The following is a 15773-nucleotide window of genomic DNA, read 5'->3' on the forward strand; positions in this document are numbered from 1 at the left end:
TTTAAAGCTACTACTGCCGCAGCAACCAGATGTTGGGATTGTACTTTTCGCGAACCTCCGCCAGCACTATCAACGCATCTTCTTTGCGCAGATAGGCAGCAATGCTCACACGATAACGTCCGTTTTCGCCCGGGGCAATCACCTCAGGCGAAAATCCCTTTTGGGTATAGCTGTCGATAAGTTCTGTGGCATTTACACTGCGTTCGTAACTTCCGGCTATCAGGTGGTACATGCGTTGGTAAGCTGCGTTTGTATTTTCTGGGGCTTTTTCAGCAGGTGCTGATTCCCAAATATTTTCTTCCACAACTATTGCAGAATTGTCAATGGTGGGCAAATCTTCGAGCAAACGCGTAACGATTTCGGCTACTTCAGGATCGGGACGTTCTGATGAAGCAAATGAAACTCCAAAAGCGGCATTGGAAACAGGCTCCACCATCGTGGCTGGTTCCTTAGTTATTTGTGGAACAACATTTTTAGTGTTGTAAATCATCGCCAACTGCGACCATTGATTTGAAACAAATTGCCGTGATTCCGAAAAATTTAATCCTACCATCCCAATTAAAACGACAATTACCGCAGCTACTGCCACACGACGAACAGAAATGCTTCGTTGCGGAGCGCCCACGGCTGTTTTGCGATCTTTGAACACAGGCTTGTTGCTACGGCCATCGCGGCGCACTGCCGGCGAAACCACTGCTGTCATTCCATAAACATCTTTAAGATAATTGATGGTATGATCCTGTGTAAACTGGATGGTTCCCTCACCGTCGAGAGCAAAGGTTCCGATATTATTAAAAATAACAGGCTTGGATTGCTCGAGTGCACGCAGCGTGTCGCGCGAAATAGCAGCAAGCTCCCGCAAAGATTCTTCATAACTAATTGCTTCACCGGCAGCTATTTCGTTGGCCAGCAAACCATCGTTGATGGTCAGTGCCGGGTTGAACAAAATATGTTTGCAGGGCGGATGAAACTGGTGCTGTAATTTGTTGACGCGCGTTGATTGGTAATTGCTGACAAATCCGCCAAAGCCCGGCACGATAACGCAGTCGTGACTAAAAAGCAGCTTGCTGATATGTCGTGAAATATCCATGTGTGGTAATATTTTTATTGAATAAAACAGCTAAGATAATGAATCTGCAAAAGTAGGACTTATCTGTTGATAATTTTTGATAAATCTTCGGGTGTGTCCACAGAAATACTTTCGACGAAAGTCTCACTTACGTAGATAGCAAAACCATTTTCGAGCCAGCGCAACTGCTCGAGTTTTTCGGTTTCTTCCAGAGTTCCGGGAGGCAATTTTACAATTTGTTTCAAGATGCAGCTACGGTAGGCATAGATGCCGATGTGTTTCATAAAAAAGGAATCTGCTTCATCAGCAGCATCGCGTGGAAAAGGAATGGGTGCCCGGCTAAAGTAGAGCGCTTTTCCTTCCGTACCCGTCACCACTTTTACAACGTTGGGATTGTGAAGTCCTTTTTCTGCCGGCGTTTTTAGCATCAGCGTGGCAATTTCCACTTTGTCATTATCAAAAAGACGGGCAAGGTCGTCGATCTGTTGTGGATCGATAAAAGGTTCGTCGCCCTGAATATTAATAACCAGATCGAAATCTTCATCCAGCATATCGAGCGCCTGGGCACAGCGTTCGGTGCCACTTCGGTGGTATGCATCCGTTATCACAGCTTCAAAACCACAATTTTTTACTACCTGGCTGATGCGTTCGTCATCGGTAGCTACCACCACTTTGGCCGGGCTAACAGCTTTATGCGCTTGCTCTGCCACATGCTGAATCATGGGTTTTCCATCGATCAATGCAAGCGGTTTGCCTGGAAATCGTGTAGAACCATAGCGGGCGGGGATGAGGCAGACGATTTTCATTTCTTGTTATTTTTCTGTCCTGACTCCATCAGGAAGGCTTTGATAAATTCGTTGATGTCGCCATCGAGCACGGCCTGGGTGTTGCCGGTTTCGTAACCTGTGCGTACGTCTTTGACCATTCGGTAGGGATGCAGCACGTACGAGCGTATCTGCGAGCCCCATTCGATGCGGCGTTTGCTGCCTTCTATTTCGGTGATTGTTTCCTGTTTTTTACTCAATTCGATGTCGTAGAGTTGTGATTTGAGCATGCGCATGGCTTTCTCGCGGTTTTGCTGTTGTGAGCGGGTTTCCTGACATTCGACAATGATGCCGCTGGGTTCGTGATGCAGCCTCACCGCCGTTTCCACCTTATTCACATTTTGGCCACCGGGACCGCTCGATCTAAAAGTGTCCCAGGAAATATCAGCCGGATTGATAATGATTTCGATGGAGTCGTCGATCATCGGATAAGCGTACACCGAGGCAAAAGAAGTGTGACGCTTGTTTGCGGAATCGAACGGCGAAAGACGCACCAGACGGTGAACACCATTCTCACTTTTGAGATATCCATACGCAAAATCGCCTACAAATTCCAATGTTACGTTTTTGATTCCAGCCACCTCACCTTCCTGAAAGTTGACTTCTTTAACGCTGTAGTCGTTTCGTTCGCCCCAACGGATGTACATACGCATGAGCATCCCGGCCCAATCCTGACCTTCGGTACCACCGGCGCCTGGATTTATGTGCAGGATGGCCCCCAGCCTATCCTCCTCGGTGCTAAGCATGTTTTTGAATTCCAGATCTTCGACCATCTGAAGGGTTTTGCTGTATTGCTTTCCGAGGTCTTCTTCGGTGGCCTCATCTTCTTCGTAGAAATCGTGCATTACACGCAAATCGTCGAGCGACGTCTGTACTTTGGCGAAAGCCTGCGTCCAGATTTTTATTCCTTGTATATCCCTCATCACCAGCTCAGCTTTTTTCACATCATTCCAAAAGGTGGGCTGCCGGGTGATTTCTTCGAGTTCTTTTATCTGTTGTTCTTTTCCGGAGATGTCAAAGGTACCTCCTCAGAGCATCCGTTCGGTGGCTGATCTCCTTGATGTTTTCTGTTGATGTCATAAATGTTTTTTGAAATTTGATCAGTTGGTTTTTGAAACTTATTTGGAATTTGTTTCTGTGATTTACAATTTGCTTAAGCGTGCTCGTATTGTTCGATCACCTCCTCGATAAGCGGCATTTCATAACCCAGCGAGTAGAGGTAACTTTTTAACCGAAAAAACCTTTTGTCGGCTGGCAGCTCTTCCATCAGGCGATATTTTTTTTCGGCGATATGCTCCAGATTGTCGCGGTACTGACCAGCGTCAATTTTAAGAATCTCAAGGGTTATTGCTGATGATTTTATCTGATGGTGCGCCAATGCGAACCTGATCTTCTTTTCGCCCCAGCGCTTTTGGTTTACTTTGCTTCTTACGAAAAGTTCGACGAAGCGTTGTTCGTCGAGATAATCTTCTTTTTTGAGGGTCTCAATTATCTCTGTTATTTGATCAGGCTCCACCCACAAAGCTTTCAGTTTACGCTCTACTTCATGCTCGGAACGCTCCTGATAGGCACAGAAGTTTTTCATTTTTGCAAGCAGATCCTGAGTTTTCATTTTATTGTTTTTGTCGGGTACCATATTCTTCAATCAAATGGTCGACCAGCATCGGAACTCCCATGCCGGCGGTTTGTTTGATTATTTGCAATTCAGCAAAACCAGGAGAGGCCTGCGCTTGTGGATCGACGAAAAACAGGGGTATGCCTCTGGGGGTGTAGCTTATCAGATTGGCAGCCGGATAAACGCGCAGGGAAGTTCCGATGATGATAAATACCTCCGCGCTTTCTGTCAGCGCAATAGCCGGAACAATGTTTTCGGTGATCTCACCAAACCAAACAATATGCGGCCGTAGCTGGCTTCCCATGCTACACGTGTCGCCAAGCTTCAACTCCCATCCATCGATGTCGGTAACCAGCGAATCATCGGCAGTGCTCCTTGCTTTGCGCAATTCACCGTGCAGATGCAGGACATTTTTCGAACCGGCGCGTTCGTGTAAATCATCTACGTTTTGGGTCACAATCCTTACGTCAAAAAACTCCTGCAACTTTGCCAGAGCATAATGTGCCGGATTGGGCTTCACCTCGAGCAACTGCCTGCGACGAATGTTATAAAATTCAAGCACCAATCCCGGGTCGGCAGCCCAGGCCTGTGGACTGGCAACTTCCTCAAAACGATAGTTGCGCCAAAGCCCATTATCATCTCTGAAAGTTTTTATTCCGCTTTCTGCACTGATTCCCGCACCGGTAAGGACAATAATTTTTTTCATTTGCTTATGAAAGATTCTCTTATTTCCCGAAATTCAAATAATCTAACAACCCAACAATTGGTTTTCTGTGATTATTCTCCCGCAACGTTCATATTTTCGAACACTTTTACCAGCGCACGCACCTGATTGGCCGATTCGTGCAACAGGTTGTATTCTTTCTGGTTCAGGTTGAGTTCGATCACTTCTTCGATTCCGTTTTTGCCAAGCTTCACGGGCACGCCAATGTAAAGATCGTTGATGCCATATTCGCCATTGAGGCGAGCGCACACCGGAAATATCCGTTTTTGGTCGTCAACAATGCTTTCCACCATTTGGGCTGCTGCAGCTCCCGGGGCGTACCATGCCGAAGTTCCCATCAGATTCACCAGCTCGCCGCCGCCTTTGCGCGTGCGTTCCACAATTTTATCAATCTCATCTTTGCCGAGCAGCTCGGTAATGGGGATTCCTTTTACGGAAGTATAACGACGCAGCGGAACCATGGAATCGCCGTGGCCGCCAAGCAGCAATGCATGAATATCTTTGGGAGAAACGTCAAGGGCCGTTGCCAGAAATGCGGTGTAGCGTCCTGTGTCGAGAATGCCGGCCATACCAAAAACTTTGTGCGCCGGTTTGTTGGCTGCTTTCCAGGCTGCGTAAGTCATTACGTCGAGCGGATTACTCACCACCACGATGATTGCTTCAGGCGAATATTTTACTACCTTTTCGGTGACATCGTAGATGATGCGTGCATTGGTTTTTATCAGATCATCGCGGCTCATGCCGGGTTTGCGCGGCACACCGGAGGTAATTACCACCACACCCGAGCCTTTGGTACGCAAATAATCGTTGGTGCATCCTACCACGCGTGTGTCGAAATTATTGATGGAGGATGTTTGCCAGATGTCGAGTGCTTTCCCTTCAGCAACACCTTCTTTGATGTCCACCAGCACTACTTCATTAGCAAGATTTTTATGAGCTATCACATTTGCACAGGTTGCGCCCACGTTACCGGCACCTATTACTGTTATTCTTTCCATATCTTTATAGTTTTTATAAAATTATAAATGATTGCATTACAAACATAGTTTGCAAAATTAGGAAAACCCATCAGTTTAATTTTTCAGGAAAAGCAGGGTTGCCCTTATTTATGAAACATTAACAAGTAAAAGAAAGGCAAAGGATACTGTTAGGTTCTGCTTTACATCATCGATTTCACATCGGTATTGATGGAGCGCACACTGAGCATGATGCAGATGATGAGCGTGCCGGCGGCCACCAATGCCAGCAGTAGGTAGTCCTGCGAGAAGAGACAGAAGCTGAAGAAGCCATTAAAAAAAACGGCTGCCAGCAAGCCGGTGAGCGAATCGAAAGAACCGCCGGTTCTGAATTTTCCCATCCCTACAAAAAACCCGAGGATAATACCTGTGAGCAGGTTGGCAAAAGGCACAGCGTAAAGCACTGTGAGCAGGTTGTCGGTATAATCCCATTGATAATAAAAATAAATGTTGGCCACGGTAGCAAAACCCATCGACACCAATACCGAAAATAAAATACCGTCGAAGGGCTTGGTAATCCTTTCGTTAGGCATGTATTTGTAGCGCACAATCAGAAACTTGGTAAGCTCACTCAGAAGCCCAATTAGGATGAAGCCATAAAACAAAATGCGCCGAAGGCTTTGCACATGAACCAGCCAGTAGGTGTTTACCAAATAAATAGCAATGATCATGGGCAGTGCTGCCACAAACCCGAAAAAATAGGAACCGGCAAAGAGTCCCAGAGTTTTTTTCTCCATTCCGGCTTGTGCTATCAGCAATAGCAAAAGGAAGAGGGCGGGTGCGATAAATAAAGGAATAAGATAGGTCGCCATGATGATTGTTAGGTTGAGTGAATCTTAAAAAAATTAATTTTGAGCAAAATTATAAAATTACAAAAGCGAAAGTAATAAATTTTGGAAGGATTAGTAATAAAATCAACCGGAAACTGGTACCAGGTAAAACTGGCAGATGGCGAAAATCTTAATTGCACCATCAAGGGACGGTTGCGGCTGCGTGGTATCAAGACCACCAACCCGGTGGCTGTGGGCGATCGGGTAAAACTGGAGCGCGTGCCCGGCCAGCCTGAGGGAATTATCAACGACATCATGCCGCGCAACAACCACATCATACGCAAATCGACCAAGCTCTCGAAACTCTCGCACATCATTGCTGCCAACATCGACCTGGCCATACTGGTGGTCACCATACGAGAGCCACGCATCACCGCAGGATTCATCGACCGTTTTCTGGTAACTGCCGAAGCCTATCACATCGACGCTGCATTGGTTTTTAATAAAATAGATATTTATCAACCTCCAGATTTGAAAAAGCTGGAGCAATGGTCGGCTATTTATGAGGATGCCGGCTATCCCACTTTTGGCGTGTCTGCGCTCACAGGCGAAAACGTTGAAGAATTAAAGGCGGCTGTTGCCGGAAAGATAAATCTATTCTCTGGCGTTTCGGGAGTGGGCAAGTCGGCGCTGATCAACCAAATAGAGCCGGGGCTGAAACTGGCCACCGGACGTATCTCAAGCTACAACGAAAAAGGCCGGCACACCACCACCTACACCGAGATGCATCCTTTGACCATCGGCGGCTACATCATCGACACGCCTGGCATACGCGAGTTTGGGCTGGTGGAGTTTCAAAAACACGAGATTGCTGAACGTTTTCCTGAGATGCGACGTTATATGCATGGTTGCCGGTTTAACAACTGCACCCATATCCACGAGCCTGAGTGTGCTGTAAAGAAAGCTGTGGAAGAAGGGAAAATCCCCGCATCACGCTATGATAGCTACCTGCGCATTTATAACGACGATTATCTGGACAAGGAACTGTGGGAGTGGGAGTAGCAGCGGCACAATAATTACTTTTAGCGAAAGCGAAACGTTTTTAAAAATACCTTTACAGAAAAAAATTAAAAAATGACCACCATCGAACTGATCGACGATCTGATAAGCCCTCTTTCGCCCACCGACACAGTGCAGCATGCGCTGGCGCTGATGCTCGATTGCAAAGTAAGCCACCTGCCCCTGGTAAACCAATCAACGTTTGAAGGCATAATTTCCGAAGAAAGTCTGCTGGATAAAGATGATGAAAACCTGACACTGGGTGAAATAAATCTGACCACAGTGCCAGTATCCATTTCGCAAAGCGATCATTTTTACAATGCACTCCGACTTATGGCGCAAAACCGTCTCAGCCTCATTGCTGTCACCAGCCAGGACAACACCTATCTGGGCGCGCTCACTGCCGAAACCGCCATGCGCGAAATAACCGAAACCATGTCGCTGGGAAATCCGGGCGGCATCATCGTGCTGCAGGTGAACGAAACGGATTTTTCGCTTAGCGAAATAGCGCGCATTGTCGAGTCAAACGACGCCAAAATATTAAGCATGGGAGTGAGCAACCTGCCCAACAACGGCTCATTACAAATTACCCTTAAGCTCAACCGCATTAACATTGAGTCTGTGTTGCAGACTTTCACCCGATTTGAATATAATATCCCAGCCTATTTCGGGATGAATGAAAAAGACGAAGATTTACTTCGCGACCGTTACGACTCGCTGATGATGTATCTTAAATTATAGACCTGTGTTGCGGTGCTTTTCGTTTATTAAAAAATATGCTTTTGAGTTTTATTCCGGATCATCATCTTTATGAACAGATAATAGCCGTTACTACTAAATTCCAATGAGGCTTGTTTTTCTAATTTTGTTTCTTTTCGCAACAGCCCATCTGGTGCAGGGTCAACGCGCGACTATGGTGACAGATCGTACCGTCGGCGACAGCGTGTTTGTGGTCAGCAACACCATCGATCCGGAACTACGCATCATCATTGACACCGTCGAAATCAGTGGCAACAAAGTTACCAAGTCCAAAATTATTTTGCGGGAGCTTACTTTCGATCTCCACGACACCATTGCAGTGCATAACCTGGTAAATCATTTGGAGCGCACACGCGAAAACCTTTTGAATACCTCTTTATTCAATTTCGTCACCATCCACGACAGCATCCTCACTTATGGGCAGTATTCGCAAGTGATAATTCGCATCGACGTGATAGAACGCTGGTACCTGTGGCCATTTCCAATCATTGAATTATCCGATCGCAACTTTAACACCTGGTGGCAAACCAAAGACTTCGACCGTATTTCTTATGGTCTTTTATTAATAGAAGAAAATATGCGTGGGCGCAAAGAAAGGCTCAATTTGCTGCTGCGCTTTGGCTACGATGAGAAATATGAATTGAGTTACGATGTGCCCTTTATCAACCAAAAACAAACTTTTGGCGCTACGGCAGGCATAGGCTTCAGCCGCAACCACGCGGTTTCGTACCAAACCCGTAACAACAAACTCGACAATGTGAAAGACCCGAAGAAATATCTCTACACAAGGTTTTATTCTTTTTTGGGCATCACCCACCGGCCATCGCTTTACCAGCATCATTTGCTGCAGCTCGGCTACAGCTCTTACAACTTTGCCGACACCGTGCTGCAGCTCAATCCTGAATATTCGTTCAACGGAAAAACACAAAACGAATACCTGACGCTGGTCTACCGCTATACCATCGACCACCGCGACTCGAAGAACTATCCGCTTCAGGGCAACTTTCTGCAAGCGAACATAAGTAAAAGTGGCTTTAATGTGTTTCGCGAAGGCGACATATCCATGATGGATGTTTGGGGATCCTACCGACACTATTGGAAGCTTTCGAAGCTGTTTTATTTGGGCACCGACTGGACGGGGAAGATTTCCACCTCGCGCGAGCAACCCTACTTTTATCAGCAGGGGTTGGGCTATGGACGCAATTTTGTGCGTGGATACGAACTTTATGTGGTGGACGGACAAAGCTTTGTGCTTTCCAAAAATACTTTAAAATTCAATCTTGTCCCCACCAGGGTGAAGAATATTGGTTTTTTGAAATCACAAAAATTCGGGCTTATCCATTACGCTCTTTATTTGAATTGGTACATCGATGCCGGCTATGTGGACGATTACCGAAAACTAGATTACAACGAACTGTCGAACAATCTGCTTTTGGGAACAGGAGTGGGGCTCGATTTGGTGACCTATTACGATATGGTTTTTCGCTTCGAGTTTTCGGTAAATCGCATGGGTGAACCGGGATTCTTTTTTCATGTAGCCAATACATTATAATGATGGGTTGCGGGTTGCGGGTTTTGAGTTACCATTAACGATGAACGATTAACGATTAACGAACCAAATCCAGCCTCTCCGCATCAAAAACAGTCGGATAGAAAACCACCACCCAAAATAATACGATGTTTGTATGAATGTTTTAAAAAGGCTATTCGGCGGAGGTTGATCAGCTATCGCTTTTAAATTCTCAAAATATGAAAATAGGATTGTTTGGTAAAAACGTTGCAGACGAAGGGATTCAATACCTGCAGCAGCTCATCGATAAACTGAAACGAGCGCAATGCACCCTGCTGGTGTTCGAGCCTTTTCTTAATCAGATTCGCAACAATGTAACACTGGCCTGCGAGGTGCAGCCTTTTAATACACATAGCGAGCTTCGCAACAAGTGCGACCTGTTGTTTTCGATTGGCGGCGACGGCACCATGCTCGATATTATTTCGCTGGTGCGCGATTCAGGCATACCCGTGCTGGGAATTAACCTGGGCCGGCTCGGATTTTTGTCGAGCATTTCGCGCGACGAAATCCTACCCGCCATCGACGAGGTGATCGCTGGCAATTACCAACTAGAGCAACGAACGCTCATCACCCTTGAACGCCCCGAAGGTTTGTTTGGTGAGATGAATTATGCCCTCAACGAGCTTTCGCTTACCAAAACCGACAACACTTCGCTGGCAGTGATTGAGGTTTTTGTTGATAATAAATTTCTAAACACCTACTGGGCCGACGGATTGCTGGTAGCAACACCCACCGGCAGCACGGCCTATTCGCTAAGCTGCTATGGCCCTATTATTTCTCCCGATTCCGAAAACTTTGTAATTACACCCATCGCCAGCCACAACCTTACGGTACGCCCTATTGTGGTGCCCGACAGCAGCGTCATCACGCTGAAGGTGAGCGGACGCAACAAACAATATCTTGCCGGCCTCGACTCGCGCTACAAAACCATCAGCAATACCGAGGAGCTGGTAGTGAAACGTGCCGGTTTCAGACTAAACCTGATACAACTGCCGAACAAAGATTTTTTTACCACACTGCGCGAAAAACTCCTTTGGGGCAAAGATCAGCGGAATTAATAAAATTAATAAGGTTGGATTTAATGAGGTGTTGTTTTCAACTGAGGTTAAAAAATAGAATAAGGTTTTTTGTTTTTAATCAAAAAAATAGCGCAGTGCGCTGCATGCCAGAACCAATATGGTCATAAAGCAATTTATGGGCTGCCGACTGAAGACTCCCCCCCCTGTCCCTTCATTGCTGCTGTGATTTATAATAAAAATCCTCATCATGAGTTTATCAATGAAATTCGGATATTTAGAAAATGTTGAACATCAATAAGCTTTTTTTTACTGTTTTAGGCGGCTTGCTGCTCTTGGCCGGATGCCAAAAAATAGCAGAGGATAAAATCCCGCCGGTCATCCTGCTCAATGGTCATAATCCCGCAACGTTGCTGCTGGACATGGGCTGCAGTTACAGTGACCCCGGCGCTGTGGTTATTGACGACCAAACCTCTGGCTTGAAAGCTACCGTGACGGGAAGCGTGAATTCTGACAGCGCCGGCGTTTATTACCTCGACTACACCGCCGTGGATGCCGACAGCAATGTGGCCACCATTCGCCGCAAAGTAACCGTACAGCACATTGACTTCAACCACTATGCCGGAACTTTTACTGTCGTCGACACGCTCATCAGAATTCCTCACGTTGATACCAGCTACACTTCCAATATCTCCCTCTTTATGTCGAATCCCCGCACATACAGCATTGCCAACTTCAATAATTTTGGCAGCCATTTTAAAGTGCTATTTGCACCCGACTCCTCAGGCAATTTTCTGGTGAACTACTCTAAAGCTGATACGGTGGTCACAGGTTCCGGCTATACATTCTGCGACGACACCGGTTTTAATATCAGTTACAATGTGTATGTTCCGGACTCTATAGAACGACGTAAAACAAGCTACATAAGACCCCGATAAAAACCTATGCGGAACAGCATCATAAAAATCTTTTTCCTATTTGCATCAGCGTTTATCATTTCTGCCTCGCAGGCACAGGTTGTGGATATCGGCCTGTTGGGTGGCGGCACTTATTATTTGGGCGACCTTAATCCACACCAACAATTTTTGCTTACCAAGCCGGCGTATGGCGGGTTGATACGCTTTGTGTTTGACGACCGCTGGTCAGCCCGGTTCAATTTGATGCGTGGCGAAATTGCGGGCGACGATGCCATTAGCGGCACCAACGAGCTGCGCAATCTGCGCTTCAAATCCTCAATTACAGAGCTTTCGCTCACGGCAGAGCTTAACTTTCTGGAATACTTTACCGGCAGCCAGTTTTATTATTTCTCACCCTACCTTTTTGCAGGGCCGGCATTTTTTATCTTCAATCCCAAGGCCCCCTATCAGGGCGAAATGCTTGCTTTGCGCGATCTGGGTACCGAAGGACAAATAGCAGATAGCACCAAGAACAAATACAGCCTGTATGGCGGCGCACTGGTTTTTGGTTTTGGTATTAAATACAGCATTAATAAACGCCTCGGCCTTGGATTAGAATGGGGCATGCGCAAAACCTTTACCGATTATCTGGATGATGTGAGTACTAATTATTACATAGATTTTACCAGCCTGGACCCTAATAATATCTCAGACTGGGATCGGGTGATCCTTTCCGATCCATCGGCAATAAAGCATACGCCGGGCATGCAGCGGGGCAACTCTGGAACCAACGACTGGTACTCTTTTGCAGGCATTACGCTCACCTATCGTTTCAGACTGGGTGAGAAAACTACCTGCGTCGACTTTGACTACATCAATAAATAATAATACTTTTGCAACCCAAAAAAAGGCTGAAATGGGGGGCTAACAAATTGTTGCACTGAATATTCAGAACTGATAACAGCGGATGAGTTTTAAAGAACAAATAGACCAGACGAAACTGCCTCGTCACATTGCCGTCATTATGGATGGCAACGGACGATGGGCGAAGCGCAGAGGCAAACTGCGGATTTTTGGTCATGAGAACGGGGTGATTTCCGTGCGAGAAACTGCTGAAGCTGCCGCTGAGCTGGGAGTAGAGTATCTGACGTTGTATGCTTTTTCGACAGAAAACTGGAAGCGTCCCCGCCGTGAGGTGGAAGCGCTGATGGGACTGCTGTTCAGAACTATCAACATCGAGATAAAAACCCTGAACGACAACAACATTCGCCTACAGGCTATCGGTGATCTTGATTCATTGAATGAAAGCATCAGAAAGCGTCTGCAGCAAGCTATCGAAGAAACGCGCAACAATACCCGCATGACGCTGATCCTGGCACTGAGTTACAGCTCACATTCCGAAATTACCGAGGCCATAAAAGCCATTGCCACCAAATACAAAAACGATCAGATCCAACTGAGCGACATCAACGAGGCCTTGATTTCCGATCATTTGTTTACCAAAGGTGTTCCCGATCCTGAGCTACTCATCCGTACCAGCGGCGAGTATCGCATCAGCAATTTCCTGCTCTGGCAGCTTGCCTATTCCGAATTATACATCACACCTAAGCTCTGGCCCGATTTCCGAAAAGAAGATTTCTACGAAGCTATTGTTAACTATCAATGCCGTGAAAGAAGGTTTGGATGCACCAGCGAACAAATTAATGAGCAGGCCAAAGTACAATAAGAAGATGACAGAAAAGGCAAACCTGACAATCAGCATCCGGAGCATATTATTACCAATCACCATTATCGCCATGTTGTGGCTGCTCAGTGGCAATTGTTTGATGGCGCAGGTGTCCATCGGTGGCGCCGACGATTTCAAGGTGGATTATACCCAACCCAAAGAATACGAAATTGGCGGCGTAACGGTGTCAGGCATCCAGTACCTCGACCAAAATGTGCTGGTGATGATTTCGGGATTGAAAGTAGGCGATAAAATAAAAATCCCCAGCGACAAGTTTCGAAATGCCATCAAAAAACTCTGGGATCAAGGGCTTTTCGAGTACATCAATATTTCGGTGACAGGTGTAAATGATAATATTGTTTTTCTGAATATTGACCTTCGTGAACGCCCACGCCTTTCCAAGTTTTCGTTTGAGGGAATAAAGAAAGCCGAAGCCGACAACATACGCGACGAGATACAAATTGTGCGTGGCGACGTGGTTACCGACAACCTTATTAATACAGCCAAAAACCGCATCGTTAGTTATTATACTAAAAAAGGATTTCTGGATGCCGAGGTGAACATCATTCAAACCCCCGACACCACCAAGCCCAACAGCATGATCCTTACCTTCGACATTGATAAAAACGACCGCATCCGCATCTACGATATCAATTTCATCGGCAACCATCATCTTACCACCCAACAGGCGCTGAAGACTTTTAAAAATACAAAAGAAAAAGGCGTGTTCCGTCCTTTCGACGACATCGAGCTGCTCATTTGGAATGCGGCCAATGCTGCTTTGCATCTCAACTTCGACAGCATTCCTACTATTGCTCAAAATTATGTGAACGACAATATCAAGATCAGGATTTTTAAACCGTCCAAATACATCGAAAGTAATTTTGAAGAAGACAAGCAGGCGCTCATCGACCGGTACAATGCCTTAGGCTTTCGCGATGCCAAAATCATCAGCGACTCGGTGTATCGCCACGACGAAAAAAGTATCAACATCGACATTAAAGTTTCGGAAGGTGAACGCTACTACTTTGGCAATATCACCTGGATAGGCAACACCAAATACACCGACGAATTTTTGAACACCGTGCTGCGCATCAAAAAAGGTGACGTTTACGACCAGGAGGCACTCAATACCAACTTGTCGTTCAACCCCGGCGGCATCGACGTGAGTTCACTTTATCTCGACGACGGCTATCTATTTTTCCAGGCTATTCCGGTGGAGATGCATGTAGAAAACGACACCATCGATCTTGAGATTCGCGTACGTGAAGGCAAGCAGGCGCGTATTAAAAAAGTACTCGTACGTGGCAATACCAAAACTAACGACCGGGTGATCATCCGGGAGCTGCGCTCACGTCCCGGGCAGCTCTTCAGCCGTACCGACGTGATCCGTACCACACGTGAACTTGCGCAGTTGCGTTATTTCAATGCCGAAACCATCCAGCCCGACATCCAGCCCAATCCTACCGACGGCACCGTCGACATCATCTACCAGGTAGAGGAAACTTCTGCCGACCAGATAGAACTTTCGGGCGGCTGGGGCTATGGCCGTGTGATTGGAACCTTGGGATTGAGTTTCAACAACTTCTCCCTGCGCAACATGTTTAATAAAGATGCCTGGCGCCCGATTCCAAGTGGCGACGGCCAAAAACTCAGCCTGCGTCTGCAATCTTATGGCAGAGGATACATCAGCTACAACCTTTCGTTTACGGAACCGTGGCTGGGTGGGAAGAAACCCAATTCCTTCAGCGTTTCCTATTATCACTCGCTCTATTCCAACGGACGAAGCAAAAACGACCCGTTGCGCTCATCTTTTACCATCGACGGGGTTTCGTTCGGTTTGGGAAAACGCCTTCAATGGCCCGATGACTATTTCAGCCTTTTTCAATCCATCAACTTACAGGTGTATAATCTGCGCAATTACACCACTATTTTTCCGGTGGGCGATGGCAATGGAAAATACAACAACGTCAACTACAGCATTGGCTTTGCGCGAAATTCGATAGATGCACCCATTTTCCCACGCAGCGGATCAGAAGTGTCGTTGACTCTGGAGGTTACTCCGCCTTACTCGGCCTTCAGCAATAAAGATTACAGTACCCTTTCGGAAAATGAAAAGTACAAGTGGATCGAGTACCACAAGTGGAAGATCAAAGCCAATTTCTATTCAAAACTCATTGGCAACCTGGTACTGAGCACACGTACGCAATTTGGCTTTTTGGGAACTTATAACCATGACCTTGGCGTTACACCTTTCCAGCGCTTTTATCTGGGTGGCGACGGATTGTCGGGCTACAACAACCTGGACGGACGCGAGCTGATAGGCATGCGCGGCTACGGCAACGAAACCATCACACCCAATTATTATCTCAACTCGAACCTGGGCGGAAGCATCTACACCAAATACACTTTTGAGCTGCGTTATCCGCTGTCGCTCAATCCAAACGCAACCATTTATGCATTGGGATTTTTGGAGGCTGGTAACTCCTGGGCCAATTTCGCCAACTTCAACCCGTTTAAAGTTTATCGTTCGGCTGGATTTGGCATGCGCGTGTTTCTGCCCATGTTTGGCGTGTTAGGTCTCGACTGGGGCTATGGCTTCGACAAAGTACCCGGCATACCCGGAGCCAACAAAGGCCAGTTCCACTTCTCTATTAACCAGTCGATAGATTAATAAAGTGAAATAAAAATAATTTGGAATACAATTTGTAAATGTTCGCCGTAAATTC

At 46.5% G+C, this 15773-nt stretch carries 15 protein-coding genes; 8 read left to right on the forward strand and 7 right to left on the reverse strand.

The window, feature by feature from the left end:
- Positions 1–10: 10 nt before the first annotated feature.
- The 7 genes from VFC92_00770 to VFC92_00800 form a co-directional block, all read right to left on the reverse strand.
- Positions 11–1090: an SPOR domain-containing protein gene (locus VFC92_00770; GenBank protein ID HZK06707.1), complete on the reverse strand. Its 1080-nt coding sequence runs from the start codon at positions 1088–1090 to the stop codon at positions 11–13.
- Between the two features lie 59 nt (positions 1091–1149).
- Positions 1150–1875 carry a 3-deoxy-manno-octulosonate cytidylyltransferase gene (gene kdsB, locus VFC92_00775; GenBank protein ID HZK06708.1) on the reverse strand — a complete coding sequence of 242 codons (726 nt, stop codon included), beginning with the start codon at positions 1873–1875 and terminating at the stop codon, positions 1150–1152.
- A protein-coding gene (gene prfB / locus VFC92_00780; protein HZK06709.1) for a peptide chain release factor 2 occupies positions 1872–2973 on the reverse strand; the annotation gives its coding sequence in 2 pieces (ribosomal slippage) (positions 1872–2909 and positions 2911–2973; 1101 coding nt in all). Before prfB ends, kdsB begins: the two co-directional genes overlap by 4 nt.
- Positions 2974–3046: 73 nt before the next feature.
- On the reverse strand, positions 3047–3505 hold the full coding sequence (locus tag VFC92_00785; GenBank protein HZK06710.1) for a RecX family transcriptional regulator: 459 nt from the start codon (positions 3503–3505) through the stop codon (positions 3047–3049).
- A 1-nt stretch (position 3506) separates the two neighbouring features.
- Positions 3507–4214 carry an NAD-dependent deacylase gene (locus VFC92_00790; GenBank protein ID HZK06711.1) on the reverse strand — a complete coding sequence of 236 codons (708 nt, stop codon included), beginning with the start codon at positions 4212–4214 and terminating at the stop codon, positions 3507–3509.
- 71 nt (positions 4215–4285) lie between these two features.
- Positions 4286–5230 carry a malate dehydrogenase gene (mdh, locus tag VFC92_00795; GenBank protein HZK06712.1) on the reverse strand — a complete coding sequence of 315 codons (945 nt, stop codon included), beginning with the start codon at positions 5228–5230 and terminating at the stop codon, positions 4286–4288.
- A 161-nt stretch (positions 5231–5391) separates the two neighbouring features.
- Positions 5392–6060 (reverse strand): PrsW family glutamic-type intramembrane protease, encoded by a 669-nt coding sequence (locus VFC92_00800; GenBank protein ID HZK06713.1) that lies wholly within the window; start codon positions 6058–6060, stop codon positions 5392–5394.
- Between the two features lie 81 nt (positions 6061–6141).
- Between VFC92_00800 and rsgA the strand changes: the two genes are divergently transcribed.
- From rsgA to VFC92_00840, 8 genes are all read left to right on the forward strand, one after another.
- Positions 6142–7080 carry a ribosome small subunit-dependent GTPase A gene (gene rsgA / locus VFC92_00805; protein HZK06714.1) on the forward strand — a complete coding sequence of 313 codons (939 nt, stop codon included), beginning with the start codon at positions 6142–6144 and terminating at the stop codon, positions 7078–7080.
- A gap of 72 nt (positions 7081–7152) precedes the next feature.
- On the forward strand, positions 7153–7818 hold the full coding sequence (locus tag VFC92_00810; GenBank protein ID HZK06715.1) for a CBS domain-containing protein: 666 nt from the start codon (positions 7153–7155) through the stop codon (positions 7816–7818).
- A gap of 103 nt (positions 7819–7921) precedes the next feature.
- On the forward strand, positions 7922–9388 hold the full coding sequence (locus VFC92_00815; GenBank protein ID HZK06716.1) for a hypothetical protein: 1467 nt from the start codon (positions 7922–7924) through the stop codon (positions 9386–9388).
- A 197-nt stretch (positions 9389–9585) separates the two neighbouring features.
- The gene (locus tag VFC92_00820; protein ID HZK06717.1) at positions 9586–10464 is read left to right on the forward strand and encodes an NAD kinase; all 879 of its coding nucleotides are present in this window, start codon (positions 9586–9588) and stop codon (positions 10462–10464) included.
- A 242-nt stretch (positions 10465–10706) separates the two neighbouring features.
- The gene (locus tag VFC92_00825; protein ID HZK06718.1) at positions 10707–11360 is read left to right on the forward strand and encodes an immunoglobulin-like domain-containing protein; all 654 of its coding nucleotides are present in this window, start codon (positions 10707–10709) and stop codon (positions 11358–11360) included.
- A gap of 6 nt (positions 11361–11366) precedes the next feature.
- Positions 11367–12203, forward strand: a complete 837-nt coding sequence (locus VFC92_00830) for a DUF6089 family protein (protein ID HZK06719.1) — start codon at positions 11367–11369, stop codon at positions 12201–12203.
- A gap of 82 nt (positions 12204–12285) precedes the next feature.
- Positions 12286–13044, forward strand: coding sequence for an isoprenyl transferase (locus tag VFC92_00835; GenBank protein HZK06720.1), 759 nt, complete (start codon positions 12286–12288; stop codon positions 13042–13044).
- Between the two features lie 4 nt (positions 13045–13048).
- Entirely contained in the window at positions 13049–15718 is a 2670-nt protein-coding gene (locus VFC92_00840; protein HZK06721.1) for a POTRA domain-containing protein, read from the forward strand.
- Positions 15719–15773: the final 55 nt, after the last annotated feature.

Source organism: Bacteroidales bacterium (genome assembly GCA_035647615.1).
GTDB lineage: Bacteria > Bacteroidota > Bacteroidia > Bacteroidales > 4484-276 > SABY01.

Bases quoted from the DNA above. Each gene is read 5' to 3' on its own strand.
- VFC92_00770 (HZK06707.1), bottom strand. From the start codon at position 1,090: ATGGATATTTCACGACATATCAGCAAGCTGCTTTTTAGTCACGACTGC.
- kdsB (HZK06708.1), bottom strand. From the start codon at position 1,875: ATGAAAATCGTCTGCCTCATCCCCGCCCGCTATGGTTCTACACGATTT.
- VFC92_00785 (HZK06710.1), bottom strand. From the start codon at position 3,505: ATGAAAACTCAGGATCTGCTTGCAAAAATGAAAAACTTCTGTGCCTAT.
- VFC92_00790 (HZK06711.1), bottom strand. From the start codon at position 4,214: ATGAAAAAAATTATTGTCCTTACCGGTGCGGGAATCAGTGCAGAAAGC.
- mdh (HZK06712.1), bottom strand. From the start codon at position 5,230: ATGGAAAGAATAACAGTAATAGGTGCCGGTAACGTGGGCGCAACCTGT.
- VFC92_00800 (HZK06713.1), bottom strand. From the start codon at position 6,060: ATGGCGACCTATCTTATTCCTTTATTTATCGCACCCGCCCTCTTCCTT.
- VFC92_00810 (HZK06715.1), top strand. From the start codon at position 7,153: ATGACCACCATCGAACTGATCGACGATCTGATAAGCCCTCTTTCGCCC.
- VFC92_00815 (HZK06716.1), top strand. From the start codon at position 7,922: ATGAGGCTTGTTTTTCTAATTTTGTTTCTTTTCGCAACAGCCCATCTG.
- VFC92_00820 (HZK06717.1), top strand. From the start codon at position 9,586: ATGAAAATAGGATTGTTTGGTAAAAACGTTGCAGACGAAGGGATTCAA.
- VFC92_00825 (HZK06718.1), top strand. From the start codon at position 10,707: ATGTTGAACATCAATAAGCTTTTTTTTACTGTTTTAGGCGGCTTGCTG.
- VFC92_00830 (HZK06719.1), top strand. From the start codon at position 11,367: ATGCGGAACAGCATCATAAAAATCTTTTTCCTATTTGCATCAGCGTTT.
- VFC92_00835 (HZK06720.1), top strand. From the start codon at position 12,286: ATGAGTTTTAAAGAACAAATAGACCAGACGAAACTGCCTCGTCACATT.
- VFC92_00840 (HZK06721.1), top strand. From the start codon at position 13,049: ATGACAGAAAAGGCAAACCTGACAATCAGCATCCGGAGCATATTATTA.